We start from the raw sequence: 26,226 nt of genomic DNA, 5'->3' as shown, positions 1-26,226 counted from the left end.
GAAGGTCGGCCGGCCGCTTCGTGGAAGCCGCTGGAGGCAACAAACCATCAGCCACGTCCGGCTCTCTTGGGCCGCTAACATCGTACGGAGAATCCCATGTCACGCCTCGTGTCGCGGCCGCTGCTACTGGTCGCGCTCCTCGCCTTCGCCGCCGGTTGCGCGCTGCCCGGCGGTCCCGCCGAGTCCGGAGCCGGCAAGCGCGCCCCGGTGCCAGAGCTCGCCCCCGACCAGCACGTCTCAATCGTCTGGGAGACCTACAACGCCGCCGACCAGGGTTCCGCCACTGTCGAGAAGCTTGTTCGACGGTTCGAGGAGCTGAACCCGAACATCGACGTCACGGTCCAGCCGCCGCGGGGCGGGCCCACCGAGTTCACCCAGAGCGTGCACCGCCAGGTCGTCGCGGGAAATCCGCCCGACGTGGCACAGTTGGTCTTCGGCGATCTGAGATTCGTGGCCAGCGACCTGGGGGCGCAGCCACTTGCCGAGCTGTTCGGCGAGGACGCGGTGAAGCAGCACCTCAACAGCGGTGAGCACCCCTATCACCCCCGGGCCGCCGTGCTCGGGGACCTGGACGGCATCACTTACGGCATCCCGTATGTGGTGTCCACCCCGGTGCTGTTCTACAACGCTGATCTGTTCCGCGCCGCGGGCCTCGATCCAGCGCATCCCCCGACCAACTGGGCGCAGGTCCGCGAAGCCGCAGTCGCGATCAGCAAGGCCACAGACGCCGGCGGGATCTACGCCGGCTGCGTGGAGGTAGGCAACGACTGGTGCCTCCACGGAATCCTCAACTCCAACGGCGGGCAGGCGCTCTCCGAGGACGGCACCAAGCTCACCTGGGCCGATCCGTCCTCGGTCGAGGCGGTCGCCACACTGCAGGGGCTTGTGCAGGCCGGGCCCGATGTCTTCCCCAACATCACCAGCAAGGACGCCTTGGACCGGTTCTCGCGCGGCAACCTGGGAATGGTGCTCAACAGCAGCGCGCTGCAGTTCACCTTCCTGAAGGCATCCAAGGGCGCGTTCGAGCTCGGCCTGACCGGGATGCCCGGGTTCGGCGACAAGCCCTCGTCGCCAACCAACTCGGGGGCCGCGCTGTTCATCATGGCCAAGGACCCAGCCAAGCAACGTGCATCCTGGGAACTGATCAAGTTCCTGACCAGCCCCGAGGCACAGACGATCCTCACCGAGAACATCGGCTATGTTCCATTGCGCAGCACCCTGATCAAGGATCCGCAGTATCTTCGGCCGTTCACCGAGGCGCAGGGCGGGCTGGTCGAGCCCAACGTCGCCCAGCTCGATCGGCTGGAGCCGTGGCCGTCGTTCTCGGGCCCCAACTACGACCAGATTCGCAGGCTGCTCATGGCGGCGGTGTCCGAGGTCGTGTTCCGCGGCGCCGACCCCACCGTCACTTTGCAGATTGCGCAGGACCGCGCCGAGAAGCTGATGCGGTGATGGACTCGCAGACCACGCCCGAGGCCGTCACCGGACGCTTCGTCGAGCTCGCACCACCAAGCGCGCCGTCCACCGGTGCCGCTCTTGCCGTCCGGCGCAGTTGGCTGAGGCGGGCCGCGGCCGCGGCTCCGCCCTACCTCTACGTGCTGCCGGCGCTGACCGGGCTGATCGTTTGGATCTACTGGCCACTCGTTCAGACCTTCCAACTTTCGTTCTACGACTGGGACCTACTGCCCACCACAGCGGCGAGACCCGTTGGGCTGTCGAACTACCGCGAGGTGATCGCCCTGCCCGAGCTCGGGCAGGCAGCACTGAACACCGTTGTCTACATTGTCGGATTGCTGCCCTTCACCCTGCTGCTCCCACTGGCGATCGCACTGGTCTCGCAGCAGATCGGCGGGCGTGCCCGCGCGTTCTACCGGGCCGCGATCTTCGCGCCGTTCCTGGTGGCGCCGGTGGCCACCGCGGTCCTGTGGCGGTGGCTGCTCGAACCACAGGGCGGGCTGGTGAACCGCAGCCTCGGGGTGTTAGGGATCGAGTCGGTGAATTGGCTGCGCGAACCTGTCCCGGCGCTCGTCGCGATCATCGTCATGGTCGGCTGGCAGCTGCTCGGCTTCGCGGTGCTCGTCATCTCTGCGGGACTGGCCAACATCAGCGCCGATTACGCCGACACCGCTGCGGTCGACGGCGCCACCCGTTGGCAGATCGTCCGCCGGATCACCCTGCCGCTGCTGTCGCCGACGTTGCTGCTCATGACGCTTCTCACCGTCCTTGCCACGGCTCAGCTGGTCTTCCCGTTGATCAACACGCTGACCCAGGGCGGGCCGGGAGACGCAACGACCAACCTCTACTACCTGCTATACGAGACCGCGTTCACGAGCTTCGACGTCGGACGAGCATCCGCGGCTGGCGTGCTGTTCTTCTGCGCCTTCGGGATCTTCGCCCTCGGCGCCGTACGGCTGCTCGACCGATGGAGCTTCCACGATGACTGACCGCACCGCATCGCACCGCCGACGTATTGAGCTCGGCACCGTGCTCGGGCACGTCTGCCTGGGCATGGTTGCCGTCTTCGCCCTGCTCCCGATCGGGTGGATGTACCTGACTGCCCTGCGACCCCGTGACGAGGCATTGAGCCAGTCGCTCTTGCCCAGTGCGCTCAGCCTGGACAACCTCCAACAGGCCGCCGAGGACCTACCGATCGGCACCCTCGCTCTCAACACCACCGCGATGGCCACCGGCGTCGCGGTCGGACAGCTGTTCACCGCTCTGCTCGCTTCCTACGCCTTCGGCTGCTGGCGCTTCCGGGGCGACCAGGTGCTGTTTCTGTTGTTCATCGCGACATGGCTGGTGCCATTCCAGGTCACGATGATCCCCAACTACGTCCTGCTGTCCAATCTCGGCTGGCTGAACACGCTCACCGGGGTGATCGTGCCCCAGCTGGCCGCCGCCTTCGCGGTGCTGCTGCTACGCCAGCACATGCGCTCGTTCCCCCGTGAGCTGCTCGACGCGGCCCGCATGGATGGTCGCAACTCCTGGTCGACCCTGTGGATCGTCGTCGTCCCGAACATGCGCGCCCCCCTCGCGGCGCTGGCCATCCTGCTGTTCGTCAGCGCATGGAACGAGTACTTCTGGCCGCTGCTGGTGCTGTCCGAACCCAGCTCGGTCGTCCAGATCGGTCTGCAGAGTTTCCTCGGCGAGACCGGCAACGACTACGGCGCGTTGATGGCCGCCGCCGGTGCGCTCTCGCTCCCGATATTCCTGCTGTACATCGCCCTGCAGCGTCACGTCATCGACGCATTCGTCCGGTCGGGACTCAAGTGACCGGATCGCCAACCGCTGAGGGAGATCAGCGCACTCCAGATAGCGATGTCAGCCATTTCGGGTGTCGTAGCGAAGAACGTACTTGACCCTGTCGCCCCGCTCGCGTCGAGAGAGATAGAGGGTGGGCTCCCCTTCGTCGTCGACGTTGAGTCCTTCTCGGAGCATCATCGGACTGCCAGCGGGGATGTCGAGGACATCGGCGTCGGCCGCCGACGCCGAGGTGGCGACAAGGGTCCGCCACGCATACCGCAGCCGGACGCCGTAGTGGTCGCGCAGTAGGCGGTAGACAGGGGTCTCACCCACAGCGATCTCGGCCATCCCGGGGAACCGTGCGCCATCGACCCAGCAGTTGCTGACCACGCACGGTGTTCCCAGGTCGGTGTGCACGGAGTCGATGCGCAGCAGTTCGGCTGGCTTGTTCAACGCCTCAGTTGCCGCGCGCAGGTCGTCCGCCTGTACGGAAGTGACCCTCTCCTGCAGCATATGACCCTGCCTGGCCAACGCGGCCGAGCTGCTGGTCTCGGCCTCGGTGGTTGGCAACGGCGGGAGATCGATCTCGACGAGGACGGGCGGGTCTGCCACGTAGGTGCCGTTGCCCCGCAAGATGATGACCCGGCCTGCACGGACCAGCTCGCCGATGGCCTGCCGCACGGTCAACCGGTTGACCTGCCACTGTTGAGCGAGCTCGATCTCGGTAGGCAGTCGATCCCCGGGTGCCAGGTCCCCGCTGTCAATCTGCTTGAGCAGGGCGGACTCCATCTGCCGGTAAAGAGGCACGCCGCTGCGGCGCCGTAGCTGCATGAAATCAGTCTAGACGGCTGGACCTGTCCGCGAATCAGGGGCTCCCACGTCCCGGATGACATCACGGTCCTTGTCACACAGCGATTCTGGCAACGGCGCGTCAGCCCCGTTCGGTAACGACGAACTCGTGGTGTCGGTATGTATCGCAGATCGCGCCATTGCTTCGCAATGGCCTCACGGGCGGTCTCTAGTCGGTCACCTTGCTCCGACCGCGTCAGTTCAGCATCGAGTCTCCAGTCAGGACGAGCCAGATGGCATTGAGTAGTACGCAATTAAGGCCTGCTGAACACCGCCTTCCGAAGGTTCGCTGTCCCATCACACGTCCAATCTCGCAATGTACGAGTAATACGCGCTGCCGACCGGATGCGAGCTTGTGCCAGATCAACGCGAACTCAGCTTCGACGACCAGCTGGCCAGTGCGTATTCCCAGGTCGGCCGCGTTCGCGCATTCGACGTGCACGCCGAGGCCACGAGCTGCGGCAGCCATCCTGGTTGGCATACCTGTCAGATTCCGTACTCGGGTGTGGGGTATTGACCTGGTCGATCATCGGTTGATCCGGGTGCTTGGTGGTAAAGGTCTCCCGGCTCGAAGGACGACATGGGCATGGCCGCATCGACCGCGGCATCGATCGCTTCCCCTTCCTCGGACGCCATTCGGGGTGCCGCCTGTGTGCCAAGTTGCTGGCGCGCGCGAGCAACGAGATCCTGCGTCGTCGCTGGTGCCAGGTCCAACTCACTGCTTGCGGCGGCTGTGCGCCGCAAACTCGACAGAGACGAGCGCACGCTCGCGGCGACCGCGGGTGTGCCGAGGTCACGCCACAACGCCGTCAGGTCCTCGGCAGCGAGGTGGCGGTAGGCGTGGACTCGCTCGGCCAGGACGGCGTCGGTGATCGTCCAGCTGCGGGCCCGTTGCGCCGGGCTCATGTTGATCGCGTCGGCGGTGTAGATGATCCTGGTCCGCAGGCCCTCCATGTTGCGCCGGAGCTGGTGTGCCACTACCGGTTCGGGATCGGCGTCGACTCCGATGCTGTGGAGGTGGTGCTCGCGGACCACCGCGACCGCGGCCATGTCGGCGAGCCTGCGGGTGTCGTCGACGACGCGCCCGTATCCCCGGCGGACCACGTTGTTCTTCGGCGGGTCCCGCAACATGGTGCCGGGCCGCCAGGCCCGGTTGCTGGTTCCCGCTTCTCGGGCTTGGTTGATCCACACGGCGGGAACGCCGCGGGCAGAGGCGGTGGCCTCGGCCAGGCTGCGGTCCCAGTCCAGCTGTGCGAGTTCTGGGGAGTGGTCCTGCTCGCGGCGCATCGCAGCGCCCCGGCGGGCGAGGTCGTGGATCTGGGCGAGGACCTCAGCCTGGGCTGCGGGCAGGTCGGCGACGAGTCGGGGATGCGGTGGCGGGCTGGTCACGGACCGGTCCCGCTCGTTCGGCGGGTCACGGCTCGACCCCCGGCTCTGGAGCTGTCGGTCCGTGGCTGAAGGTGGGCGGGTTCATCAGCGGGTCGTCACCGGTGTGGGCGTCGGCGGCTCCGGTCGCGGTCACGGCCGCGTCGATCCGTGTGCCGTCGGAGAACAGTGGCTGCATCGCCGACGAGGTGGGCCGTTGCTCCAGCTCCGACAGCACTGTATGCGGTTGCGGTGGCGCGAGCTGCAGGTCGGGTCTGATTCCCGCTTGTGCCAGCATGATCGACTGGTTCGCGTAGCCGGTGATGTCGGTGGCGGCGATCTCGCTCCACTGGCGGGCGAGCTGATCGCGGCCTATCTCGGCTGCGGCCGAGGCTGCGGTATCCATCCAGTCTTGGAGCGGCCAGTGCTGGTCGGCGTCGGCGGCGTCGACGCCTAGGAGTGCGCCGACCAGGGCCGACCTGCGCCACAGTGTCGAGATCACGTGTTCCACCGCGTCGCGCTGTCGCGGATCCTCGGCCGGTGCGGATCGGGTGTGGGCGGCGTGGATTCCGCAGAACCGCGCCAGTCGATCCCAGTCACCGCCCAGCCGTGACAACAGGCCATCGCGGTCGATCGGAGCAGCGGGTCGCAGAAACAGGTTGGTGTTCCAGCCGATCCCTTTCGCGCCACGCTCACCGGCCTGGTTCACCCACTCGATCGGGACTCCGCCCGCGATAGCGGCATCGGCGAAGTCGGCTTGCAGTCTGGCTCGATCCTCGAAGTTCCTCGCCTGCTCCGGTGTGGGGGCCGCACCGTCGGCTCGCTGCTGTTGGAGCAGTGTGTGTGAGTCTGCGGCGAAGTTCTGTAGTGCCTTGAGGATTCGCTTCTGGACGGTCGTGGCGTTGGCCATGTTCATTCGTTCTCGCCTTCCAGGCTGGTCAGGGCGCGGAAGTCCGGGCCGAACCCGCGGTGCTCGACCGGGATCGTCGATCCGGGTGGGCCGAACCAGTTCGCCGGTATCGCTTCGCCGGTCAGGCCGGGGCTGTCGATGTGGTGTTCGGGGGTGCAGCGGTGCAGGGGGCCGTTGGCGGCGTCGAGGACATGGCGCATCTGGGGGTCGATGTGGCGGACGAACAGGCTGCTCATCGCCATCTTGTCCTCGGCTTTGACCGCGGCTTCGAAGCAGGCGTGCAGGCCGGCGAACCGGATCGCGACCGATTGGTGGCGCCACCACTGCCGACACCACGTGTACTGGCCTTCCCGGTTGTTCGCGGCGATCCTCACCGAGATCACCGGCAGCAGCCACTGCTCGATGAACTCGCTGTAGTGCCGAAACTTTCTGGGCGGCTGGCCCTCCGGAGGTTCGGGTCGGGGGCCGAACCAGCCGGGTGGGACCGGGTCGAACGGCAATGACGGTGTTGATTGATGGTGGGTACGGGTGCAGCGGTGCAGTGGCCCGTGGGCGGCATCGAGGATGTGGGCGACGTGGGGGTCGAAGTGCGAGAGCAGGAACGTGCTCACCGCGGATCCGGCCTTCGAGCGGCGCATCGCTTCGAATGCGGTGTGCAGGTGCGCGACCCGCACCGCCACCGGCCGGTGTGCCCACCAGTGGGTGCACCAGGTGTAGGTGTTCTCCCGGTTCGCCTCGGCCAGCCGGACGCTGACCGTGGGCAGCATCCACTCGTGCGCGAACTCGGTGAAATGGCGGTACTGCGGCGGGATCGGAGCGTTCGTCGGTGCTGCCGGTGCGGGGTTCGGACTGGTCATGACAGCGCCTCCCCTGCCGCCGAGGTCGTCTTGAGCAGCGAGACCGGTCCGCCGCCGAAGCGTTGCATCGACTCGTTCACCAGAGGTGCGTAGTCGCTGTCCCACCAGGGGGTTTTGCGGACGACGACGGGGCCGTGGCCGGGGAGCCGGACCAGGGCGCGGTCTTTCGGGAGCGCGGCGAGCATGGCGACGTCGAGGATGGGTTCGGGCCGCCAGGCCAGGGTGCGTTGGATGCCTTGGGGTGTGTAGGTGCGGGTGCGGTCGGACACGTCGTGTTGTCCGGCCATCGCCGACCAGTGCTCGAGATAGTCGCGCGCGGCGATGGAGCCGCCGTAGACCTCGATCGACTGGGCTTGCATGGTCTTCCAGCCGTTGACCCCCCACAGGTTCTCGGCTTGCTCGAGGACCTGCAGGATCGTCATCAAGATGATCCCGCACCCCGCCGCATAGGTGTAGTAGCTGGGCAGTTCGCTGATGCGCGCGCAGTTGGCGGCCTCGTCGAGCACGCACAGCAGCGGGGTCTGCAGTCGTCCGTCCGCGCGAGCGCGGGCGGTGGTCAATGCGGCTTCCAGGACTTGGCCGACCAGGGCCGCGGTCAGCGGGGTCGCACCGTCTGGCCCGGTCATCGACAACGGATACAGGGTGTCGTTCGAGGTGACGAACTCCGTCGGCACGAACTCCGGCAACTCGTGCGTGCGAGGTAGCTCGGTGACCTCGACGCGGATCCCGTTCGCGATCGTGATGCTCTTGCCGGAACTGCTCGTCCGCCCATCCGTCGCCTTAGCGGTGGTTTCGCTGACCTGGAACGTCTTCCGAACCGGGGGTGTGACCATCTGGGCATAGCCGCCGTCGGAGAGCACGTTGAGGAAACGGCGGGCCATGTCGTAGAGGCCGTCGCGCTGGCGCGCGTAGAGACTTTGACATTCCAGGATCCGCGCGGCGGGCCGGTCATGGCCGTAGTGGCGCAGGATCAATGCCGGGGTCGGGTCCTGGTCGCGGCCGAGCCATTCGGCCACGTGGTGCAGGTCGCCGTCGACGCAGGCGGCGGCGAAGGTGCACAGCGCGAACAGTTCCTGGGCGCCGCCGTCGAAGTAGGCGTCGGTTTTCGCGTTGGCGATCTCGCTGGCCGACCCCGCCGACCCGGACACGAAGAACCCCGCGAGCTTGCGTGCCGCGGGCAGGCTGGTGACCTGGGTGAACAGGTTCACCCAGAACCCGCACACCGCCGTGCCGGTGACCGCCTGCAGGTCACACACCCACACCCGGCCGACCTGCTCGCGCCCGTAGACGGTGTGCCGGTACAGGTCCGGCTTGTTCGACGTCGCCAGGCACGGTCCCCACGCTGAGAGCACCGCCGGGATCGCCCACGCGACGGTCTTGCCGGTGCGCTGTCCGGCCGCAATCGTGACACCGAGCTCGGCGGGGACGTGCAGGGCGACATCGCCGATCACCGTGCGCCCCAGCAGCGGTCCAGGGTTGGCTCGCACCTGCTCGGGGGCGTCGCTGAGCAGGCGTTGGTTGTCGGTGAGGTTGTCGGCGGCGCGGGCGATGCGGATCTTGCCGGGCCGCTGCATCGTTCGCGCGGCAGCGTCGACCTCACGGTCGGTGCCGAAGACCTGCATCCCCCGGATGGCCAGCGCACCGGCGGTACACAGCAGCAGCACCGCGATCGGGGTGGACTGCCACGGCCAGTGCGCCTGCCCGGAGGCCACCGACAGCAACGCTGTGAACGGGTTCCACGACATCGCCTGTTCGGTCCACCAGCTGCCGATCTTCAGGGCCGCCCAGACCAAGAGCACGAACATCAGCACGGCGAGCAGGATCGCCAGCATGGCGGCTTCCTCACCCATCCCGGTCTTGTCCCGGCGTCGGGTTTCTCGGGGAGAGAACATGATTGGTCCTTTCAGAGTTGAGGGTCGGCGCCGAGGTCGCGGTGTGGCGCGTCGATGACCCCGGTGAGCTCCGGGCTGGACCATCCGGTGTCGCCGCCATCGGGCAGCGCGGCGTCGACCGCGCTCGAGATGACCGCGCCGGCACGATGGATCGACGTCGATGCGCTCGGTGGGTGCGCGAATTCGGCACCAGCGGCCAGAGCGAGCTCAGGCGCCTGGCCGACCTCGGCGCCGGGTTCGGCACGCAGCGTGCTGATTTCGGCGAGGCCCGGCTCGCGCTCACCGAGGAGCTGATCGAGCTGCCCCAAGTGCGGGACGCCGGGTTGTTGTGACCAGTAGTGCCCGTCGAGGCCGGCGCGGTAGGCCGCGGTGATGTCGTGCTCGTCGACCCCGACGTCGACGGCTTCCAGCCGGGCGCTGCGGGTGGCGTCGATCAGTGTTTCCAGGCGGTCGATCAGCGCTTGCCCACCTTCGGGTGTCCCGTCGAACTGGGCGGCCAGGCGCAGATGTTCGGCGGTGAGGTCCTGGACCCGGCGCAAGGCTTGGATGTGAGCCTTGTGCTGGTCATGTGCGGCGGTGTAGTCGTAGCGCACGGGCGCCGAACGCTGCCCGGGCGGGATCAACGCGTCGAGCTCGTCGGTGCCGCGATCGAGATCACCGGCGGCTTCTTCGGCGCCGAGTAGTTCGTCGGTGGCGTCGATGATCGCGTCGATCTCGGCCAGACTCAGTTCCCCGGCAGCCCGGCCTCCGAGTGCACGGTCCGCCGCGCCCGGCTGCAGGACTCCGGTGGCGGTCGAGCGGTCGCGGACCACGGTGAGGTGGGGAGGTCGCCACCGAGCACCGTCCTGGCCCGAGTGATCGTGGACGGGCTCGAGGTGACCGGTGATCTCCGCAGCTTGGCGTTGAGTCCGGATGGTGTCGGGCTCGATGCCGGAATTGCCCTCGATATACGCCTGCTGCAGGCGCGAGAACTCGATACGCGCAGCTTCGGAATCGTTCTTCCAAGACTCGGCCGCAGCGCTGAGTTGCTGCCACAGCGCGCGCTGCTCCGGCGGAGATTCGTGCTGCCACGAACGCGCGATATCGTGGGCGCGGGCAGCGTATTCGACAATGACGGACGGGGTTTCACCGAAAGCGGCCACCTCACGGAGCTGGTGATAGGTGGCGAAGTCGGCGCGCAGCTGCGCCTCGAGCGCGGTGGCGCTGTCGCGGTAGTAGGCGGGATCGGTGTAGCGGGTTCCTTGGGTGATCCAACTCATCACGATCCCCCGCCGAGGCGATCGCGGCCGTGCAGCGCAAGCACGCTGATGGTCTGGATTGGCTGATGGTTGTGGAAGGGCATCGCGGTTCCTCGAATCGAGAGAACATCCACACCCTCAGGCGGGTGTGTTGAGGCCCAGCGGGTCAGGTTCGGTCGTATCGGTCCAGTTCCCCCTAGCCGAATACGCCGACAGAACACACACTTTCGGCTCGTGCTATATCTCTGGCGCCCGGTTCACCTCGCTGCCCGCCTCACGCTGTGGTGGTGTGTCGGTGTCGGTGGCCCAGCCCAGTTCGTGGTCACCGCGCAGCGCAGCGTCGACCGCACTGGTGATCGCGGTGCCGGACGATTCGGCCTCCTCCGCCGCCGCTGCGGCGAGGGAGGCAGCGACGAATTCCGACCGCAAGGCGGTGTCGGCGTTGAGCAGCATCTCCCGGGGCGTCGGCGGAACAGCCGACGGTGTGCCGGTCGCTACGGTGGGCACATACGGCGGCACCCGCAGCATCGGATCCGGTGCGGCGTAGGCATTCCACGCGGCAGCCAGCGCGGTTTCGTCGAGATGACCGATCGCGGCGATGTGGCCGCGGCGCAGGCCTTCCACGCTCGCACCCCAGATCAGTTCGCCTTCCCCGCGGGTGAGCTGGGCTGCTGCCGCCAGCACGGTGACCCGTTGCTGGTAGGTGAACATGTTCGCGTAGAACTGGTGCTGGGCCTCGGGTGGGGCGTCGAAACTCCACCGCCCCGTCGCGATCCGGTCGGTGCGGGCGGCATCGAGGCTGGCCATCCGTTCCAGATGCCACAGGTCGATCTCGAGCATCCCGAGGTAGAACTCCTGCGCGCCGGTCGCCCGCTCGGGATGCTGACGGGTCACCGCCCGCTCCGGCGCCTCGGTCGCCCGCGCGCCGAGTTCGCGCGCGTCCTCGATCCAGCCGCGGTCGACCCCGGCCAGCAGCGCCTCGTGCTCAGCCTGAACGCGGTCCTTGCCGAGATGGTCGAGGCGCTGCTGCCACACCAGCGCAGGCGGATCGACGCCGCCACTGTCGGCGAACATCGCCGGCCCGGCCTCGGCGACGCGGTGTTGCTCGGCCGCCAACGCTTGGATGCGGCGCAGCAACCGACCTTGCTGTGTGGCAAGGGATTCAGGTTCTCCACTACTGGTCATCACCACTCCCCTGGGTCTCGTCCGGCCGCTGGGCCCTGGTGGTGGTCAGGCGATGTCGAGGTGGGGGCTTCGAGCCACTCGCCACCGGCGGCCGCGCCGGTAGCCTGGATCGCCGCGCTGATCCGGTTCTCGGCACCGGCGACCCGCTGACCGGTGGTGCCGATGGTGTGGTGTGCTTCGACGGCAGCGGTGATCAGCGCCTCCGGGTCCGGCGGCGCGGTCAGCTCCCTCCGCAACGGTTGTCCGGTCACGGGATCTAGGCGCAGGTACGCCCGCGACGCCAGCCGAGCCGGATCATCGGCGAAGGCCCGCCACTGGGCCGACAGCTCCGGATCGCTCATCGCCGCGACCACACGCGCATGGTCTCGCCGGACTTCTTCGGCGCCGCTGCCCCACAACAGCTCTCCCTCGGCCGGGGTGATCTGCACCCCCAGCACATTCCTTCTCGCGCGGGAGTAGCGGACGTGCAGGTGCTCGATCAGTGCCATCTCCCGGACCGGGTCGTGGCCTGCCTGCCAACTCCCGGCCGCGATGCGTTCGGTGCGGCCGACGTGCAATGCCGCCATCCGGTCCATCAGCCACACGTCTCGCTCGAGCAGGTCCGCCAGGAACACTTCGTGTCCCAGACTGCGTGGCGGGCAATACCGCAACACCCGATCGCTGGGGTTCTCGGCCCGCAACCTGCCGACCGTGCGGGCGTCCTCGACCCAGCCCCGCTCAGCGTTGGCGCGAATCGCCGCTTGCTCGGCGACGACAAGCCGGTCCTCGGCCGAGAGCATCCTCCACCTCGGAGGCACCGCCGACACCACGTGTCGGGCTCCGGTATCGCCGGCCTGCGCCGTGTCGGATTTGCCGGCCAGGTGGGCTTGCCCGGCCAGGTGTTCCACGCGGCGCAGCAGCGTGCTCAAACGTGCGGCCTCGTCATGGCCATCCCACTGTCCGCTACTCATCACGGCCTCGATGATCGAGACCCAGATCGCGTACGGGGGTGGCCCGTGGCAGTTCCGGCTCGGGTTCGGTCTCCGGCTTCCCGTCGAGGCCGGTCGGGCGTTCGGGATCACGGTGCGAGCCGGGATTGGTGGCCTGCACCGCGGCGGCGATCGTGGAATCGGCGCCGGGCTGATCGGTGTCCTCACCACGGCGAGCACGCACCCCAGCCGCCGCTGACTCCGCGGCTGCCGCAACGGCCGCCGACGCCGCCGATGCCTGGGCGAGCATCTCCTCTGTCGAGGGAGGCTCGGTCAGGTTGGGCCGCTGTGGTTTCCCGGTGTCGGGGTCGGTGAGCAGGTAGGGCGGCCAGATCAGCGGCGTGCGGGCATCAGCGTAGGCATTCCACATCTCGACCAGTTCGGCCTCGCTCATCCGGTTCACCGCGCCGGCGTGCATACACCGCATCCACTCAGCACCTGTGCCCCACAGCTCCTCGCCCTCCCCGACGGTGATCCTGGCCCCAGCCACCACACCCGAAACGCGACGCCGACGCAGATCGATGCGGTCGAACAATGCTTGTTCACGGTCCAGATCAGCCCGCGCATCGCCGGACCGGCACCTCACTCGCTTCTCGTAGGCCAGTTGCAGCGCGGCGGCCCGTTCGAGATGCCACAGGTCCAGATGCAGCAGGTCGATGAAGGACACCTCGGTCGGATGCTGGCGTGCGGGCCGAGGGCGCCAATCCGGCGGACCGGGGTCGAGCGCCGCCTGAATACCGAACAAGCAGGCATCTTCGACCAAGCCGGGATCGGCGCCATCGGCCAGCGCGTCGCTTCGCATCTCTGCCGCGAGGGCGTCGAAATCGGCCACCCGCGCGATCCACAGCTGGCGCGAACTCTCGCTTTCGGGCCCGACGTCGCGCACCTGCCGAGCGACATCGAACATCTCCGACACCGCATGCGACCAGGAGGTCCATCGCGCGGGTGCGGCATCAGGATCCCATTCGCCGATCATGACCACACCCCCTGATCCCGGCCCACACCGGCGTCGCGCTCGGGTGGTCGGGGTTGATGTTCGGGGTCGGGCTCCCACTGTGTCTCGGTCCCGGCGCCGGTGGCCTCCACCGCGGTTCCGATGTCGCGGCCGGGCTGCGGTGCGGCCTCGCTGTCGGCGAATCCGATCGCCTCCAACGCCTTTTCCGCGTTCTCGGCGACCTGCCACGGTGTCGGCGGTCGGAGTTCGGTGTCGTTGCCGGCGGCTTGGTTGTCGAACGCCCGCGAGACCTCGGCTTCGATGCCCCTCCACGACAGTTCCCCGAAGCGCTGCTGCAGTTCGGCGTCGGTGTAGGAGGCCGCGGTCAGCTCGGCCAGCCGCTGCCACGACTCCGGCCCCCGACCCCACAACTGCTGAGCAGTCCCAGCGTCGAGGTCGGCCAAGGCGGCGGTGCCTTTGATCCGCCGCCACAGGGCGGCCATGTTGTCGTGGAGCTGACGCTCACCGGCCTCGTTGTCCGGCAGCGCGCCGGTGTGCACGCGATGCAGGTACTCCGCCCGCACCAGCGCGGCGTGCTCGAGCTTCCACACGTCACCGGAGATCTGTTCCAGAAAATGCAGGCGCGTCCAGTTCTCGCCCTCGGGGGCCGGCGAGAGCCGTGCGGTGTCGGGGGTTTCGCCCCACCGCACTCCTCTGCTGCCGGTCTCGATGGCGTAGTCGATCATGCGTTGGGGGATGTTGAGGCTGTGGGCGTGTAGTTCGATCTCGCCGCGTTCGGCTTCCAGCGCCGCGAGGTGGGTGCGCCACCGTTCGAGAGCGATGTTGGGGCCGGACTCGGCGGGCGAGTACTGCGGGTAGCCGTGGAACAGGGTCCGGTGGTGGATGTAGCTGGTGGCCTGGATGCGTTCGAGTAGCCGAAGCTGCCACGACGGCAACTCTTCGGCCCCCGAGAGCGGACTGCTCATCGGTTCCTCCGATCAAGGTGAATGACTGGATGTTTCGGGGCCAGCGGTGCGGGAGCGGCGCGCGCGGTCATGGGTCATGGCCCAAGTCGTGGGTGCGCGGCCGTTTCGGCACCGGCCCGATGTGGTCGTCGAGGTCGGGTTCGGTGTGGACGGCGGTCGCGGTCGCTTCGATCGCGGCGTTGATATCGGCGCCGAAAGCGGCGTCGAGTGTGGGGCGTGGCCGCATCGCCGCGGCGGCGAGCTCGACCATCCGATCGGGCAGCACCGGCAGTTGCGCGTTGATGTCCTCGGCGGTGACTCCGGCGGCGGTCAGGACCGAGACCGGGATCGCGACCGTCTCGAAGTTGGTCTCGACGATTCCGCGCCAGGCCCGAGTCACCGCGTCGGGTTCGAGTTCACCGACGGTCTCAGCGACACGGTCGGTCCACGGCCGCGCCGAAGGCTCCCACACGTATTCGCGTTCGCTCGGTGCCAGGTCCAGGGCGTGGCCGACGGCGCCGACGCGTTGCCAGCTCACCCCCATCACCTGCCGGAATGCCTCGAATCCGTCGCGCGGCACCGTTCCTAGCAACGCGATCGCGGCGCCGATACCGGCCATCTGCTGCAACTGCCACACCGAACCGAGATGCCCGGCCAACAGGGTGTCGCGGTCGATGACTTCGCTGCTCAGCAACGGCTGCCCGGGCCGCCACCGGTGCCCGCGGTCACCGGCAGCACGGGTGTAGGCGATCACCGACCCCGGCACACCCACCGCCGCAGCCACCACCTCGAGCTCAGCACGCGTGCGACGGCTGACGTCGAGGTGCGCGAGCGCGACCGGTGACAGCCCAGGCCCGCCCGGGGTCTGGGAGGTGGCGATCAGGTGCTGGTCGTCGGCGGCCAGGTTCTGGATGCCCATGAGCAGCTTGGCCTGGATCGGAGTCGGGGCGAACATCTCACCGGCTCCGTCCCACCTCGGGACCACCACGCCACACTTCGATCTCGGTGCCCGGCGCACGCGGCGACGGCTGCCCGCCGCCGTCGATCAGGCCGGGATCCGGCGCGGAGGGATCGACGTCGTGGACCGCGGTCGCCGCGACGGCGGACTCGATCCACTCACCGGCCTCCACAACCTCGGCATCGATCACCTCGAGATCGGGCTGCGGGCCGCGGTCGAGGTCGTCGACGCCGAGCCCGGATTCGTGGTGCAGGTGCGCGGCGATCGTGAGGTCCTCAGCCAACCCCGCCACATCCTCGAGACCGTGTGACCAACCATCGGCCATCTCGGCGCGGTCGCTGCCGGTGAACAGGTCCTCGACATCGAGGCCGGTGTCCTCGACCAGCCGTTCCCGATAGGCCTGCGCGGCGGCCTCGGCCTCCGGGGAGAGGTCACGGGTGGCGTCGGCGGCAGCGAACTGGGCCGCCGACGCTTGACCGGCGCCGGTGGGTTCGTCGGATCGGTACAGGGTTTCGGTGAATCCGGCCGCGCGGCGCCGGATCTCGATGAGCAGTTTCTTGTATTCGACGTCGAGGTCGTGCAGCGCTATCTCACGCTCTTCGCGGTTGGTGTAGCTGGCGATCCGCTTCTCGTGGACTTCCGTGCTCTGGGTGCGCGCGAGCTCACCGTCGGTTTCGCGTCGTTGCAGGTCTGTGTCGGCGCGGGTGATCTGAGCTTCCTTGTGCCGGACGTCGACCTCGGTCACCTTGTCGGCGTTGGTGATACGGGTACGGACCTCATCGGTGCGTGCTTGGGTCAAGGTGTAGTCCGCGCCCAGGTTGCCCAGGCGGGCCGCGTGCTCGACCGCAGACCGGAGGTCCTTCGCCCCGGCCAGGGCGACGCGCTGCTCGGACTCGGTGCGCGATCGCGAGTCCGCGCCCCAACCCCGGATCAGGCCGGTGGTGGTGTGGGCGGTCTGCAAGGCCTGCACGAACCCCTGCCGGACAGCCTGGCCGCTTTCCTCGACCGGATCCCCGCTCACGACAGCACCCGCAATTCAGCCAGCAGCCACGCACTTTCGGAGTGGTGGCGGGTCGCGCGAGCGTAGACGGTGAACACGATCGGCGCCCGGGCGGTCGGGGTGATCGTGACCGACAGGACCCGACTCGTCGATGACGCGGTGTCGGGGAGAAGGTCATCAGCGAGCACCCGCACCTCGGTGCTGACTGCGATCTTGCGGGCGACCCAGTCCTGCCACTGCTCTGTCGAGATCGGCTCCCGCCCAGTCATTTCCAGCCGAGCGTCGGCTGCGAACGCGGGCTGCAGCAGGGGCCGCGCGGCGGCCAGCCCCGCGCTGGCGTCGCGCCCGGCGAGCGGGTCCAGTCCGAACAGCGTCGACACTGCGGCCTGGAGAACCTCCGGTGCCGAACAGGGCCGTATCCGGTCGTACGGTGGCGGGAATGCTGCTGCACCGCAGGCGGGTTCGAGGACCGGCCGCGCCTGGTTGGTGCTGCAGCCGATCGCCAGGGCCGCGATGACCACGGCGGCGAGCAGTACCCATGGACTGGTCAGGCTCGGGTTCATGACATCGCCTGATCGCGCTGCCACAGATCGAGCAGGTCGGCGGTACGCCACCGCACGGGCTCCGGGTGCAGGCACTGCTCGGCGGCCGGGTTGTGGGCGCCGATGGTCGCGACCTCGAGCACCAGCCCGGTCGCGCTCGCGAGGCGATGCAGGCGTGGCTGGTCCAGGCCGCGGCTTCGCGCGAGGTTCAACCGCAGGACTCCGGCTTGGGCACCCCAATCCCGCAGGGCGTGCCCGGCGAGTTCGATCGCTTTCTCCGCCGAGGTCGTGGCCGCGACGACCCCGTCGCGCAGGGTGGGTGCGGGGAACGGTTCGTGCCAGACCAGGCGGCCGGTCGCCGCATAGAGCGTGAATGCCTCCACCGTCGCTGCCGACCACACGAGCAGCTTCGGGCCGGTCGCGGCTTGGCGCACGAGAGGGGCGTCGGTGGTGGCGTGGGTGATCTCGATGTGCAGCAAGCCGTCGTAGTCGACGCCGATATCGAGCAGCGCGGTGACGAACCGGTCGGCCAGGTAGCGGGTGATGAACCCGTACTCGATGGCGAGCCGGTCGAATTCCTCGGTGCGGGTGAAGGTCAACAACTCGGTGGCACGGGTACGGACCATGTCCTCGGGAGTGATCGGCGCGAACGCACCGAACGGGGAACGCGGTGGTGTCATGAGCGGGGCTCCTTTCGCAAATCGTTGTGGTCACAGGTCGAGTTCTGAAGCAGGGGCCATCGGCACCGCTGGGGGCGGCAAATCGTGCGCACCGTCCTGTGCGTGATCGAGGTCGGTGGCGGTGATGCCGGTCGCGTCGATGGCCGCGCCGATCAGTTCCCCGGCGGGTCGTTCGACCTCCTCGCGGGTCTGCCAGGCGTGTTCGGCGCTGGCTTCGAGCAGGTGCGGGGCCGGTGGCAGCTGATGGGGTCGGCTCTCATCGAGGCTGATACCGACCAGGCGCATCGCCGCGACGCGGCATCGCGCTTCGCGCACGATCGCGGGTTGGGTCACCGCACGCCAGGGCCGACCGCCTTCGAGGTCGAGCTGCTGCGCGACCGCGTCCAGTCGCGGTCGCCACGCGGCCGGTTCGATGTCGAACCAACCGTGTGTTTCGGTTTCGGTGGCGTCGATGGCGACTGCGGTCATCGCGACCCGTAACCACTGCAACCGCAAGTGCTCGCTCAAACGGGCGGCGTTGCGGGGCTCGATCTGGCCGCGGTCGCTGCGGAGGACGGCCAGGGCGGGCAGGGTGTAGAGGGCCTCGACCTGGTGGTGGAGTTGGGCGACCAGCAGCGCTCGCGGTACGGCGTGCGCGGCGGGAAGTAGGTGTTCGCCGGTGCTTCGTCGGCCCTGGCGTCCCGCCGAGGTGGCGGCCTGGATCCAGGTCGATGGCACGCCGACCGCGGCGGCCTGCTCGCGCAAGACACGGTTGGCGACCGACAGATCGCGGATCGTCGTCCGTGTCGGCGGTTCGATACGCGGTTCACCGGCCAGGATCGCCAGGTCGGCGGCGACGTTCTGAATCGCGGCGGCCAACCGCCGATGCACGGCCGAATGGGCTGTTGTCCTGTGGGTTTGGGTCGGTTCGGTCATGGTGGTGGTCCCGTCCGGTCACCCGCGCCCTCCGATCGGGGAAGGCGCACCTGCTCCTCCGTGGGTGTCCTCGGCGTCGCGGCGGTGCTGGTGGTGTCAGGCATGTCAGGTCCCCGGGTTGACGCGGTAGCCGGTCATCCGCCATCCCGCCGCCGTGTTCACGACGGTGGCGGTGACGTGCAGGCGCTGATAGCGGGTCGCCGAGCCGTCGCGGTGAACCACCAGCTGGGTCACCACCGCCACCACCGAGGATTCAGCTCCGACCGTGCGGGGTGGTTGTGCCTCGACCAGGGCGGAAACGATATCGCCGCTATCGCGCCACCCCACCCACTCCGGCAACGGCCGCACCCCGCTCGCGGGGGCGGTCCTCGCCGCGGCGGCGAGGTCTCCGGTCAGCCACGGCAAGGCACGCGCCAGGGCAGCGCCGGGACCGGCGTCGGTGCTCGGCTGCCAGGAGAACATCGCCGAAAGCGCCATTCGGGCCGCCGTCGCCGCGTCGGCGGTCTCGGGTGTCGGCCCCTCGCTGTGTGATCCGGTCGGTGCAGGAGTGTCGGTCGCGGGCGAGTCGACACTGCAACCGGCCAGCGGCAGCCCGAGCAGGACCACCGCGACGGCTAGGCGATCTCGGAGTCGTTTCGTCATGGGTGTCCTCAGCTCATCTAGGTCGACATCTGGGCGGCCATCGCGAGGATGTTCGCGACGTACGGCCGGGTATGGACTTCGTAATCGGGTGAGCCGGTGGGGAATCCGCCCGAGCGCAGGACCGCACCCTCACCGGCGTTGTATCCGGCCAAGGTGAGCGTGGTCAGGTCGCCGGTGACCGTGCCGTCGGCGATCCAGCCCTCGATCTTGGCGGCGATGTCGCACATGTAGCGGGCTTGGCCGATGATCGAGTCCCCGTCATCCCACACCGATGCGGTGCCGTTGCCGTCGGCATCGATCACATACGGGCGACCATCGGCGGCGAGCGCGGACGCGGTGCCGGGCAGGAACTGCGCCAACCCCTGCGCACCACTCGGCGAAGTCAGACCGCGCTGGAAACCGCTCTCCTGCTTACCCTGCGCCGCCAACAACGAGGCACTGACCTGCGGGCACACCGTGCCGCCTTGGCGATACCAGGGCTCGAGATCCGCGGGGACCGCGCCGGGCGCGAGGTCCGATTCCCCTGCGCTGGTTGCGCATCCGGTGGTGCCGGCCGAGGTCGGGTTGGTGGCTGCGGATTCGATCGGTGCACCGTCGGGGTAGCCGCCGCCCAGGGTGGTGACGTGGACGTGATCCATGTGGTTGGCGGTGTCGCCACCACGGTCCTCCATCAGATTGGATTCACCGCTGGCGGAGCGGTAGGTCTGGCGCCAGATGATGTAGTCGACCCGCAACGGCGCGGCGTTGGTCATGAGGTAGTCGGCGATCCGGTCACCGAGGGCTTTCCCGTCACCGGAGGTCGGGTTCGGGATCATGATGTCGACCGCACGACCGCTCGGGTGATCGGGCAACGGGTCCTCGCGCTGCCCGTACATCGTCTGGATCTGCGGGAATTCGACGGCGATGCTGCGGGCCACCCGGATCGTGTCCACCTGCAGTCCGACCTCGGTGCCGATCGAGGCCGGCAGGGCGGGCAGCTCCTCGCCCGTACTCTCGGCCACGGCGCGGCCTGGCGTGGTCGACGGTGTGGCGGTCGTGCTGGGCGAGGTATCGCTGGCCTGCAACCACGCCATCGGGTCGACGGCGGTGCCGCCGAATTTGCCTCCGCCAGTCCAGATCTCCAGGTGCAGATGCGCGCCCTCAGGGCCGGTGGGGACGGTCTGGCCGTTGTAGCCCACGGCGGCGATCGGTTGCCCGATGCCGACGGTGTCGCCCTCATCGACGAGGACGTCGGCGGGGAACATGTGCCCGTAGACCGAGGACACGACCTGCCCGGCGATGTTGTGATCGATCACCACCCAGAACCCGAAACCGGTGGCCTCACCCGCCCGGACCACGACACCGTCGGCCACGGCATAGATCGGGGTCTTGGGTTCGGCGGCGAAGTCCTGGCCCTGATGCTGTTCGCCCCACCGCGGGCCGAATCCCGAGGTCAACGTGTAGGTCCCCGCTGCCAGGGGCATCGTCCTGGCGCCGGGCGCGGACCGGGCCGATGCCCCTGATCCGGTCGTCGCGGCGCACGCGTTGTCGTCGATCCCCGCCACCAACAGAAGGAGGGTAAGCAGCAGCATCACCACCGAGGCAACGGCGACACTTCCGCGCGCGGTGCTGGTCACGGTCTCACCCCCGAACGATCCGCGCGGGCGGTCGCCTCACGGTGGCGTGGTGGCTGGAGCTCGACTGCGCGCATCCCGGATCACCTGGCCGCCGGGCCGGTGTCGAGGTTGTCGAACCGTCGGTTGGTGTTGTGCACCTGCGAGGTACGTTCGGTCGGGGTGAACACCATCCGGAACGGGATCCCCGGCTCATTCGCCTCACCGGTCTTGAGCAGAAAACACCCAGTCCCCGGCGGCGTTTCACGACGTGAGGTATCGAGGTCGTCATCCGAGGGTGGTCGTGGTGCGGCCCAGGAGGTGACCAGCAGGCGCTCGGTGTCGGTCATGCCCGCGACCGCGCCGATCCGGGTGGCCTCGTCGGGGCCGACCGGCCCGATGATCTTGGCCCGTGCCCGTTCGAAGAACCCCAGCGCTTTGGCTTGGGCGGCGGGTGAATCGAACGCGGCGAGGTCTTTGATGGTGTGCGAGCACATGATCAACCCGGTCGCCAACGGCCGGTTGAGCCGGGTCAGGGCGTCGACGCGGTCGACCATGAACTCCCCGACACCCAGAACCCGCCAGATCTCGTCCATCACGACCTCGAACGTCCGCGCCGACGCCAGCCCGGCATCAGACAGCGCGTGAGCGGCCGCGACGGCACCGAAACCGTCGGACCAGCACGTCATCAGCACCGCGGCGAGCAGTTTGGTGTCGCCCTCGGGAATATGGGAGATGTCGACGCAGATCGCCGGGCTGGCCAGATCGATGCGGGTGGTAGTGGGGCCGTTGAAGATCGCTCCGAACGGGCCCTCGACCAGCGCCCGCATCGACCGCCGCAGCGTTTTCGTCGCGGCCCGGTAGGCGAGCTCGTCGTCTTCCTCGGCGAACGCCCGCAGCCGGTCACCGCCAGCGGAGATCACCGCGAGCAGGTCCTCGAGCAGGGGTGGGTTCTGGTGGCTGAATCCGCCTGCGGGACTGTAGAGCTCGCGCAACCCGGCGGCGAGCAGGACTTCTTCGTAGTCGGCGACCCGTGCCCCGCGCACCAGCTCGATCAGGCCGGCGACGATGTTGATCTGGCCGGCTTCCACCCGGGCGGCGACCTGGCGACGCTGATCAGGATCGGGCAGCTGGGCGATGATCGCGCCGAGCGCCCCGACGTCGAGAGGGTTGACAGTCCCATGCCCATAGCCGATGTCGACGACCTGCCCACCGAGGCGTTCGACCAGGTCGCGGTATTCGCCCTTGGTGTCGCCCATGCACAGCACGGTCTCTCCCGCCGCGACCGCTCCGGCGACGATGCGCCGGATCAGCGAGGACTTGCCGAACCCGTTGAGCGCCAGCACGAACGCGATCGGCGCGGTGATGAACCCGCGCAGAAACCAGCTCATCGGGTCGAAATGCACCGGGGCGCCGGTGATGTAGTGGCTGCCGACCGGGACTCCGACGGTGGGTGAGGTCGCGCCGACGCAGAACGGCCACAGTCCAGCGACCTGCACGGTCGTGGCCCGCCACTCCGGTGTCCTTGGCACGACCGCTGCTCGGCCGCCGCCGGGGCCCGCGTAGCCGCGGTCGGTGAACGCGGGTGGGGTCAGGTCGAACCCGTCGCCAGTGGTGCCGTCGCGGCGCCGGGTCGCGGTCGCGCGGCGATGGTCGTCGCTCGAGAGCAGCATCCGCGCCCGCCAGCCCACGACGCCGCCACGGGTGGCCATGGCCTCGACCTGGGCGCGGCGGCTGCTGGTGAGTACGCTGATGCCCTCGACCACTTCGGATTTCGGGCCTCGTGCACGACGTGGCTCGCGGTCGGCGCTCATCCCGAGACCCGCTTGGAAATCGAGGTATGTTCCGGCAGGACCAGCCCGATACCCAGGGATGCGGCGAAGCTGGCGGCTTGGTAGCCGTAGCAGCGGCGCACCGTCAACCGCGATGCCGCCGCCATCCCCTTCACCGAGGCTTCGATCCCGGGCAGATCGGCGTCGAGGTGGTCGGTCACCGTCACCAACACCCCGAACCGGGTCAGCCCGGCGCCGCGGGCTTGTTCCTCGCGGGCGGCTTGGGTGTTGCCGACCCGGATCCGCGCCGACGCCGAAGAGATCCCGCGTTCGGTCTGCTCGGCCGCGACCGCGTCGCGGAAATCGGAATCGACCAGCGAGGTCGCTTCAGCCGCCGAATGCAAGCGGTAGACGATCGCGACCCGCTTACGCGGCACGTCCGGACGCGGCCGCAGCAGTTCTTCCAGGACGGTTTCCATCACCGCGCCGCGAGGAGCACCGTCCATCTCCCAGGTGACCGACCGGGCACCGTCGTGGACGTAATGATCCCACCGATCCTGATGCGCGAGCGGACCGACCGAATCCCAGGACTGCGACTCGACGATCTGCGCACCCGCAGCCTCGACATCACGCTGGGAAGCGAGGTCGTAGCGGCTGCGCACCAACCCCAGCACTTCCCACGCATGCAAGGGCGTGGCCGGTAGGCCAGCGCGGGCAAGCTGGGACAACACCGATTGCAGACGCTGCCCGATCTCACGGGCCTGCTCGGCCTGGTCACGGCGGATCCGGCCCTTGCCGATCGCCCGGTAGGTGATCGCGATGCGGGCTTCGATCCGCACCCCGACCCCGCCACTGTCGGCGGCCGCTTCCCGCATGACCGCTTTCGCGAAACCGGGGGCATTGGCGCGGACGAGGCGGGTGACTTCGCGGGTCTGCTTCAACCTGGTTTCGACGGTGTTGTCCAGGACCGCGGTGACCGCGACGACCTCCCCACCCCGGCTTTGCGCAGCCAGAAACTGGCCGAACCCGTCGACCCAGGAATCGATCTGGGGTTGGTCGACGAGCTCCTTGCCGCGCGGGATCACCCGCACGATCACCGTGTAGTGGTCGCTGCGCCGGATATGCAGCATCGCGAACCGCTTCCCACCCGGGGTTTCGTACTCCGTCAGCCGCGAATCCGCCAGCAACCCGGGAAGTTTCGCGATGCCGGGCAGCCTGGAGAACCGACCGGACCGGTAGGTGAGTTCGCCCTGGGAACGCGAGCGCGCGAACTGGACGCGCAGCAGCAGCAGCTCCCAGCCGGTACGCCCGTTCCGCGTCACCGCCAGTGGGACGAACACGACTGCGGCGGCGAGCAGGATGATCCCGGTGAACTCGAGGGAGCGGGTGATCATGAACGACACCATCACCGCGATGATCAACCCGAGCCCCAGCAGGGAAACACCCCACGTCAATCCGAAGAACCCAGCCGAGCGAGGCTGTTCCCACCGCCCGTACATGCGTGTGGTCATCGCCGCACCTCCCCGGGGCCCAGGGCATCCGGGTCGATCTGGGCCGAGGATGAGTCCGGGATAGCGGTTTGTGCGGTGGACACGATGCCTTGCAGCGCTCCGACTGCCAACTGAGCACCTAGCATCGCCGCGCCTGCCGGTCCCGCCGCCATAGCACCGCTTGCCTTTCGGGCACTTGCTCTGCCTGCGGTTCCAGCGGGTGCGGATGCTCCTCCCGCACCCGCGCCTACCGGAGTCGACGACGCTTGTCCGGCACTGCCCGGCGGCGACGCTGAACCTCCAGACGCGGAAATGGGTGCCATGGGCCGTGCGGTAGAGCCACCGCCGCTTGGTGGCCGATTGCCTCCTGGTGTTGAGCCAGCGGGCGTCGCGGAGTTTTCGCCTTCGGTCATTCGCCGTGCCGTGGGTCGGCTCCCCACGGCCGACATACCGATACCGACACCAGCGCCAGCCAGAACCGACGTCGCACCGCCGCCACCACCAAGGGTTGCCACGGCGGGAGCTATCAAGCGGATCAGTGCCGGGAGCACGATCACGCTCATCAACATCAAGATCAGCCCGAGCAGCATCAACTGCGGATCGGTCTGGTCCTCGGACCCTACGACAGTGAACGCGATCGCATAGACCAGCGCCCCGACCGGTTTCCACAACACGAATGCAAGCGACCAGCCCAACAAGCGCTTGTATGCCTGCGACCCCGGCGCAGTCCCCGATGCCGAGGCGGCCAACGGGATCACCGCGACAACCACCACCAGCAGGGCCTGGCGCACCACCAACATGACCAGTTGGATGATCATGCTGATCACCCCGAACACACCGACGACCAGAAGAATTCCGGGCCCGAGGTTGGCCATGATCTCGGGGTCGAGGAGACGTGCGACAGAATTCTCGAGGTCACCTCGGGTGGCATCGAAGATCACCCAGTTGGAGAACTCATCGCCGGCGTGAGTGCCGACCGTGATCAGCGTCGCAAACGTCATCGCGGCAAAAATCGCCCGGGCGAACATGAGAAAGGTTTCCTGGGCTTCCCCGGCTACGCCACTTCGTTTGGCCAGGGCCAATCGTGCTGCCGCGAACATGATTCCAGCGGTCAACAGCACAACCTGTAGCCCGGAGGTGTACTCGCGGATTTGAGTAAGGACGGGTACAGGCTGCCCTGCCGAGGATGACAGTTGCGGCGACGGGAAGGCAGTCCACCATGTCATTCCCATCCGCAAAAGCGTCGCCAGGCCTGAGAGCAAGGTGGCGACCAGACCGTCGATCACCGAGTTGCCGGCCTCGGAAGCCACGTCGGCGAGCAGGCAGGCATCACGGACGCCGGGCACCACACTGCACGCGATCTCGGGGACCTGCGTCCGAACCGGCCCGCCCATCGGCGCTCCGGCAGCGTGAAGCAGGCCGCTCATGACCGAGCCTTCCAGTCACCGAACCCGACCGTCGAAGCGGCAGGTGTCGACGGGCCCCACATAGTGTCGAGGTCATCGGGCACACGGACTCGCCAATCGCCCTCGACCCACACCATCGGCCAGGTCGCGATCGCATAGCCGGTCTTGGAGCGGACCGCGAGCTGTACCACGGCCAAGTCCTCGCGGTACCAAGGCTGGACACGCACGCCTTCCGGAACGGTGACGTAGCGCGCCACACCCGGGGTATCTGCTCTCGAACGCGCGAACCGATCGACCAATGCGTCGTCACCGCCGTAGAAGCGGTCACGGACTACCTGTTGCCAGACCGTCTCCGGTGCGGCGTAGGCCCGTCCGATCGCGTCCATCGCCGCCAGCGCCGCGCCCTGCGGAGTCCGCGCGAACTCCGCGGCCACGCCGCTGTCGATGCGGGCCGGGCCGTCGCTGCCCGAGACCGGCACGGCGGCACCGCCCCAGATCCGCTGCCACTGCAACCGTGCCGGTGCGGCGGTCAGGTAGTCCGGTCGCGCGGGGTCGATGCGGCCGTCGAGAGTCTGTGGCAGTGGCACCCCCGCGTCGTCGGCAGGGACTTCGAGTCGGTTGCCGAACATGTCGACCGTCGGCGGCCGGGATTGCGACGCCGTCGTCGACGGTCCGCGGTCGGTGGTCGTTTCGGTGTGTGCGCGTGGGGGCTGGGGGTTCTCGGGGTCGTCGTCGGCCACGGTCACGACGAAAGCGACGACGACGATCGAGGCGATGATGGTGAGCAGGGTCAGGAGCAGACGAAGTGGACGCATCAGGAGGT

24 protein-coding genes are annotated in these 26,226 nt (G+C 68.4%); 3 read left to right on the top strand and 21 right to left on the bottom strand.

Annotated features, from left to right (window positions below; all coding sequences use genetic code 11):
• The first annotated feature begins 96 nt into the window (after positions 1 to 96).
• Genes ACFVW6_RS21955 through ACFVW6_RS21945 form a run of 3 tightly spaced genes read left to right on the top strand, consistent with a single transcriptional unit; the run spans position 97 to position 3,273 of the window.
• Complete coding sequence (locus tag ACFVW6_RS21955; protein WP_378830918.1) at positions 97 to 1,452, top strand: ABC transporter substrate-binding protein; 1,356 nt, start codon at positions 97 to 99, stop codon at positions 1,450 to 1,452.
• Positions 1,452 to 2,444 (top strand): carbohydrate ABC transporter permease, encoded by a 993-nt coding sequence (locus tag ACFVW6_RS21950; RefSeq protein ID WP_378830921.1) that lies wholly within the window; start codon positions 1,452 to 1,454, stop codon positions 2,442 to 2,444. Before ACFVW6_RS21955 ends, ACFVW6_RS21950 begins: the two co-directional genes overlap by 1 nt.
• Positions 2,437 to 3,273 carry a carbohydrate ABC transporter permease gene (locus ACFVW6_RS21945; RefSeq protein WP_378830923.1) on the top strand — a complete coding sequence of 279 codons (837 nt, stop codon included), beginning with the start codon at positions 2,437 to 2,439 and terminating at the stop codon, positions 3,271 to 3,273. The genes ACFVW6_RS21950 and ACFVW6_RS21945 overlap by 8 nt, the downstream gene beginning before the upstream one ends.
• 48 nt (positions 3,274 to 3,321) lie before the next feature.
• Here the strand turns inward: ACFVW6_RS21945 and ACFVW6_RS21940 are convergent, their stop codons facing one another.
• From ACFVW6_RS21940 to ACFVW6_RS21840, 21 genes are all read right to left on the bottom strand, one after another.
• The gene (locus ACFVW6_RS21940) at positions 3,322 to 4,074 is read right to left on the bottom strand and encodes a GntR family transcriptional regulator (protein ID WP_378830925.1); all 753 of its coding nucleotides are present in this window, start codon (positions 4,072 to 4,074) and stop codon (positions 3,322 to 3,324) included.
• Between the two features lie 504 nt (positions 4,075 to 4,578).
• Entirely contained in the window at positions 4,579 to 5,481 is a 903-nt protein-coding gene (locus tag ACFVW6_RS21935) for a hypothetical protein (protein WP_387792507.1), read from the bottom strand.
• A 25-nt stretch (positions 5,482 to 5,506) separates the two neighbouring features.
• The gene (locus ACFVW6_RS21930) at positions 5,507 to 6,367 is read right to left on the bottom strand and encodes a hypothetical protein (protein ID WP_378830929.1); all 861 of its coding nucleotides are present in this window, start codon (positions 6,365 to 6,367) and stop codon (positions 5,507 to 5,509) included.
• A gap of 2 nt (positions 6,368 to 6,369) precedes the next feature.
• Complete coding sequence (locus tag ACFVW6_RS21925) at positions 6,370 to 7,224, bottom strand: DUF4913 domain-containing protein (protein ID WP_378830931.1); 855 nt, start codon at positions 7,222 to 7,224, stop codon at positions 6,370 to 6,372.
• Positions 7,221 to 9,116: a type IV secretory system conjugative DNA transfer family protein gene (locus ACFVW6_RS21920; RefSeq protein WP_378830933.1), complete on the bottom strand. Its 1,896-nt coding sequence runs from the start codon at positions 9,114 to 9,116 to the stop codon at positions 7,221 to 7,223. The genes ACFVW6_RS21925 and ACFVW6_RS21920 overlap by 4 nt, the downstream gene beginning before the upstream one ends.
• Positions 9,117 to 9,127: 11 nt before the next feature.
• Positions 9,128 to 10,375 (bottom strand): hypothetical protein, encoded by a 1,248-nt coding sequence (locus ACFVW6_RS21915; RefSeq protein WP_378830936.1) that lies wholly within the window; start codon positions 10,373 to 10,375, stop codon positions 9,128 to 9,130.
• A 216-nt stretch (positions 10,376 to 10,591) separates the two neighbouring features.
• The gene (locus ACFVW6_RS21910; protein WP_378830938.1) at positions 10,592 to 11,539 is read right to left on the bottom strand and encodes a hypothetical protein; all 948 of its coding nucleotides are present in this window, start codon (positions 11,537 to 11,539) and stop codon (positions 10,592 to 10,594) included.
• Positions 11,539 to 12,489 carry a hypothetical protein gene (locus tag ACFVW6_RS21905; protein WP_378830940.1) on the bottom strand — a complete coding sequence of 317 codons (951 nt, stop codon included), beginning with the start codon at positions 12,487 to 12,489 and terminating at the stop codon, positions 11,539 to 11,541. The genes ACFVW6_RS21910 and ACFVW6_RS21905 overlap by 1 nt, the downstream gene beginning before the upstream one ends.
• Positions 12,482 to 13,483, bottom strand: coding sequence for a hypothetical protein (locus ACFVW6_RS21900; protein ID WP_378830942.1), 1,002 nt, complete (start codon positions 13,481 to 13,483; stop codon positions 12,482 to 12,484). The genes ACFVW6_RS21905 and ACFVW6_RS21900 overlap by 8 nt, the downstream gene beginning before the upstream one ends.
• Positions 13,480 to 14,427, bottom strand: a complete 948-nt coding sequence (locus ACFVW6_RS21895; protein ID WP_378830945.1) for a hypothetical protein — start codon at positions 14,425 to 14,427, stop codon at positions 13,480 to 13,482. The genes ACFVW6_RS21900 and ACFVW6_RS21895 overlap by 4 nt, the downstream gene beginning before the upstream one ends.
• Before the next feature lie 67 nt (positions 14,428 to 14,494).
• Positions 14,495 to 15,361 (bottom strand): hypothetical protein, encoded by an 867-nt coding sequence (locus ACFVW6_RS21890; protein WP_378830947.1) that lies wholly within the window; start codon positions 15,359 to 15,361, stop codon positions 14,495 to 14,497.
• A 1-nt stretch (position 15,362) separates the two neighbouring features.
• Positions 15,363 to 16,385, bottom strand: a complete 1,023-nt coding sequence (locus tag ACFVW6_RS21885) for a hypothetical protein (RefSeq protein WP_378830949.1) — start codon at positions 16,383 to 16,385, stop codon at positions 15,363 to 15,365.
• Entirely contained in the window at positions 16,382 to 16,927 is a 546-nt protein-coding gene (locus ACFVW6_RS21880) for a hypothetical protein (protein ID WP_378830952.1), read from the bottom strand. Before ACFVW6_RS21880 ends, ACFVW6_RS21885 begins: the two co-directional genes overlap by 4 nt.
• The gene (locus ACFVW6_RS21875) at positions 16,924 to 17,586 is read right to left on the bottom strand and encodes a hypothetical protein (RefSeq protein ID WP_378830954.1); all 663 of its coding nucleotides are present in this window, start codon (positions 17,584 to 17,586) and stop codon (positions 16,924 to 16,926) included. The genes ACFVW6_RS21880 and ACFVW6_RS21875 overlap by 4 nt, the downstream gene beginning before the upstream one ends.
• A gap of 30 nt (positions 17,587 to 17,616) precedes the next feature.
• Positions 17,617 to 18,501 (bottom strand): hypothetical protein, encoded by an 885-nt coding sequence (locus ACFVW6_RS21870; protein WP_378830956.1) that lies wholly within the window; start codon positions 18,499 to 18,501, stop codon positions 17,617 to 17,619.
• Between the two features lie 105 nt (positions 18,502 to 18,606).
• Entirely contained in the window at positions 18,607 to 19,143 is a 537-nt protein-coding gene (locus tag ACFVW6_RS21865) for a hypothetical protein (RefSeq protein ID WP_378830959.1), read from the bottom strand.
• A gap of 17 nt (positions 19,144 to 19,160) precedes the next feature.
• Positions 19,161 to 20,687, bottom strand: coding sequence for a peptidoglycan DD-metalloendopeptidase family protein (locus ACFVW6_RS21860; RefSeq protein ID WP_378831312.1), 1,527 nt, complete (start codon positions 20,685 to 20,687; stop codon positions 19,161 to 19,163).
• Between the two features lie 152 nt (positions 20,688 to 20,839).
• Positions 20,840 to 22,549 carry a hypothetical protein gene (locus ACFVW6_RS21855; RefSeq protein ID WP_378830961.1) on the bottom strand — a complete coding sequence of 570 codons (1,710 nt, stop codon included), beginning with the start codon at positions 22,547 to 22,549 and terminating at the stop codon, positions 20,840 to 20,842.
• The gene (locus ACFVW6_RS21850; protein ID WP_387792582.1) at positions 22,546 to 24,006 is read right to left on the bottom strand and encodes an SCO6880 family protein; all 1,461 of its coding nucleotides are present in this window, start codon (positions 24,004 to 24,006) and stop codon (positions 22,546 to 22,548) included. Before ACFVW6_RS21850 ends, ACFVW6_RS21855 begins: the two co-directional genes overlap by 4 nt.
• An 8-nt stretch (positions 24,007 to 24,014) precedes the next feature.
• The gene (locus tag ACFVW6_RS21845; RefSeq protein ID WP_378830965.1) at positions 24,015 to 25,424 is read right to left on the bottom strand and encodes a hypothetical protein; all 1,410 of its coding nucleotides are present in this window, start codon (positions 25,422 to 25,424) and stop codon (positions 24,015 to 24,017) included.
• Entirely contained in the window at positions 25,421 to 26,218 is a 798-nt protein-coding gene (locus ACFVW6_RS21840) for a hypothetical protein (protein WP_378830968.1), read from the bottom strand. Before ACFVW6_RS21840 ends, ACFVW6_RS21845 begins: the two co-directional genes overlap by 4 nt.
• Positions 26,219 to 26,226 lie beyond the last annotated feature (8 nt).

This window comes from Nocardia sp. NPDC058244 (genome assembly GCF_042882065.1).
In the GTDB taxonomy this organism is placed as follows: domain Bacteria; phylum Actinomycetota; class Actinomycetes; order Mycobacteriales; family Mycobacteriaceae; genus Nocardia.
Note: the sequence above shows the minus strand (reverse complement) of the source record. Positions and strands in the feature narration are given on the sequence as shown.

Bases quoted from the DNA above. Each gene is read 5' to 3' on its own strand.
- ACFVW6_RS21915 (WP_378830936.1), bottom strand. From the start codon at position 10,375: ATGAGTTGGATCACCCAAGGAACCCGCTACACCGATCCCGCCTACTAC.
- ACFVW6_RS21940 (WP_378830925.1), bottom strand. From the start codon at position 4,074: ATGCAGCTACGGCGCCGCAGCGGCGTGCCTCTTTACCGGCAGATGGAG.
- ACFVW6_RS21845 (WP_378830965.1), bottom strand. From the start codon at position 25,424: ATGAGCGGCCTGCTTCACGCTGCCGGAGCGCCGATGGGCGGGCCGGTT.
- ACFVW6_RS21945 (WP_378830923.1), top strand. From the start codon at position 2,437: ATGACTGACCGCACCGCATCGCACCGCCGACGTATTGAGCTCGGCACC.
- ACFVW6_RS21930 (WP_378830929.1), bottom strand. From the start codon at position 6,367: ATGGCCAACGCCACGACCGTCCAGAAGCGAATCCTCAAGGCACTACAG.
- ACFVW6_RS21895 (WP_378830945.1), bottom strand. From the start codon at position 14,427: ATGAGCAGTCCGCTCTCGGGGGCCGAAGAGTTGCCGTCGTGGCAGCTT.
- ACFVW6_RS21880 (WP_378830952.1), bottom strand. From the start codon at position 16,927: ATGAACCCGAGCCTGACCAGTCCATGGGTACTGCTCGCCGCCGTGGTC.
- ACFVW6_RS21840 (WP_378830968.1), bottom strand. From the start codon at position 26,218: ATGCGTCCACTTCGTCTGCTCCTGACCCTGCTCACCATCATCGCCTCG.
- ACFVW6_RS21850 (WP_387792582.1), bottom strand. From the start codon at position 24,006: ATGTACGGGCGGTGGGAACAGCCTCGCTCGGCTGGGTTCTTCGGATTG.
- ACFVW6_RS21925 (WP_378830931.1), bottom strand. From the start codon at position 7,224: ATGACCAGTCCGAACCCCGCACCGGCAGCACCGACGAACGCTCCGATC.
- ACFVW6_RS21910 (WP_378830938.1), bottom strand. From the start codon at position 11,539: ATGACCAGTAGTGGAGAACCTGAATCCCTTGCCACACAGCAAGGTCGG.
- ACFVW6_RS21865 (WP_378830959.1), bottom strand. From the start codon at position 19,143: ATGACGAAACGACTCCGAGATCGCCTAGCCGTCGCGGTGGTCCTGCTC.
- ACFVW6_RS21875 (WP_378830954.1), bottom strand. From the start codon at position 17,586: ATGACACCACCGCGTTCCCCGTTCGGTGCGTTCGCGCCGATCACTCCC.
- ACFVW6_RS21955 (WP_378830918.1), top strand. From the start codon at position 97: ATGTCACGCCTCGTGTCGCGGCCGCTGCTACTGGTCGCGCTCCTCGCC.
- ACFVW6_RS21905 (WP_378830940.1), bottom strand. From the start codon at position 12,489: ATGAGTAGCGGACAGTGGGATGGCCATGACGAGGCCGCACGTTTGAGC.
- ACFVW6_RS21920 (WP_378830933.1), bottom strand. From the start codon at position 9,116: ATGTTCTCTCCCCGAGAAACCCGACGCCGGGACAAGACCGGGATGGGT.
- ACFVW6_RS21950 (WP_378830921.1), top strand. From the start codon at position 1,452: ATGGACTCGCAGACCACGCCCGAGGCCGTCACCGGACGCTTCGTCGAG.
- ACFVW6_RS21900 (WP_378830942.1), bottom strand. From the start codon at position 13,483: ATGATCGGCGAATGGGATCCTGATGCCGCACCCGCGCGATGGACCTCC.
- ACFVW6_RS21855 (WP_378830961.1), bottom strand. From the start codon at position 22,549: ATGAGCGCCGACCGCGAGCCACGTCGTGCACGAGGCCCGAAATCCGAA.
- ACFVW6_RS21870 (WP_378830956.1), bottom strand. From the start codon at position 18,501: ATGACCGAACCGACCCAAACCCACAGGACAACAGCCCATTCGGCCGTG.
- ACFVW6_RS21890 (WP_378830947.1), bottom strand. From the start codon at position 15,361: ATGTTCGCCCCGACTCCGATCCAGGCCAAGCTGCTCATGGGCATCCAG.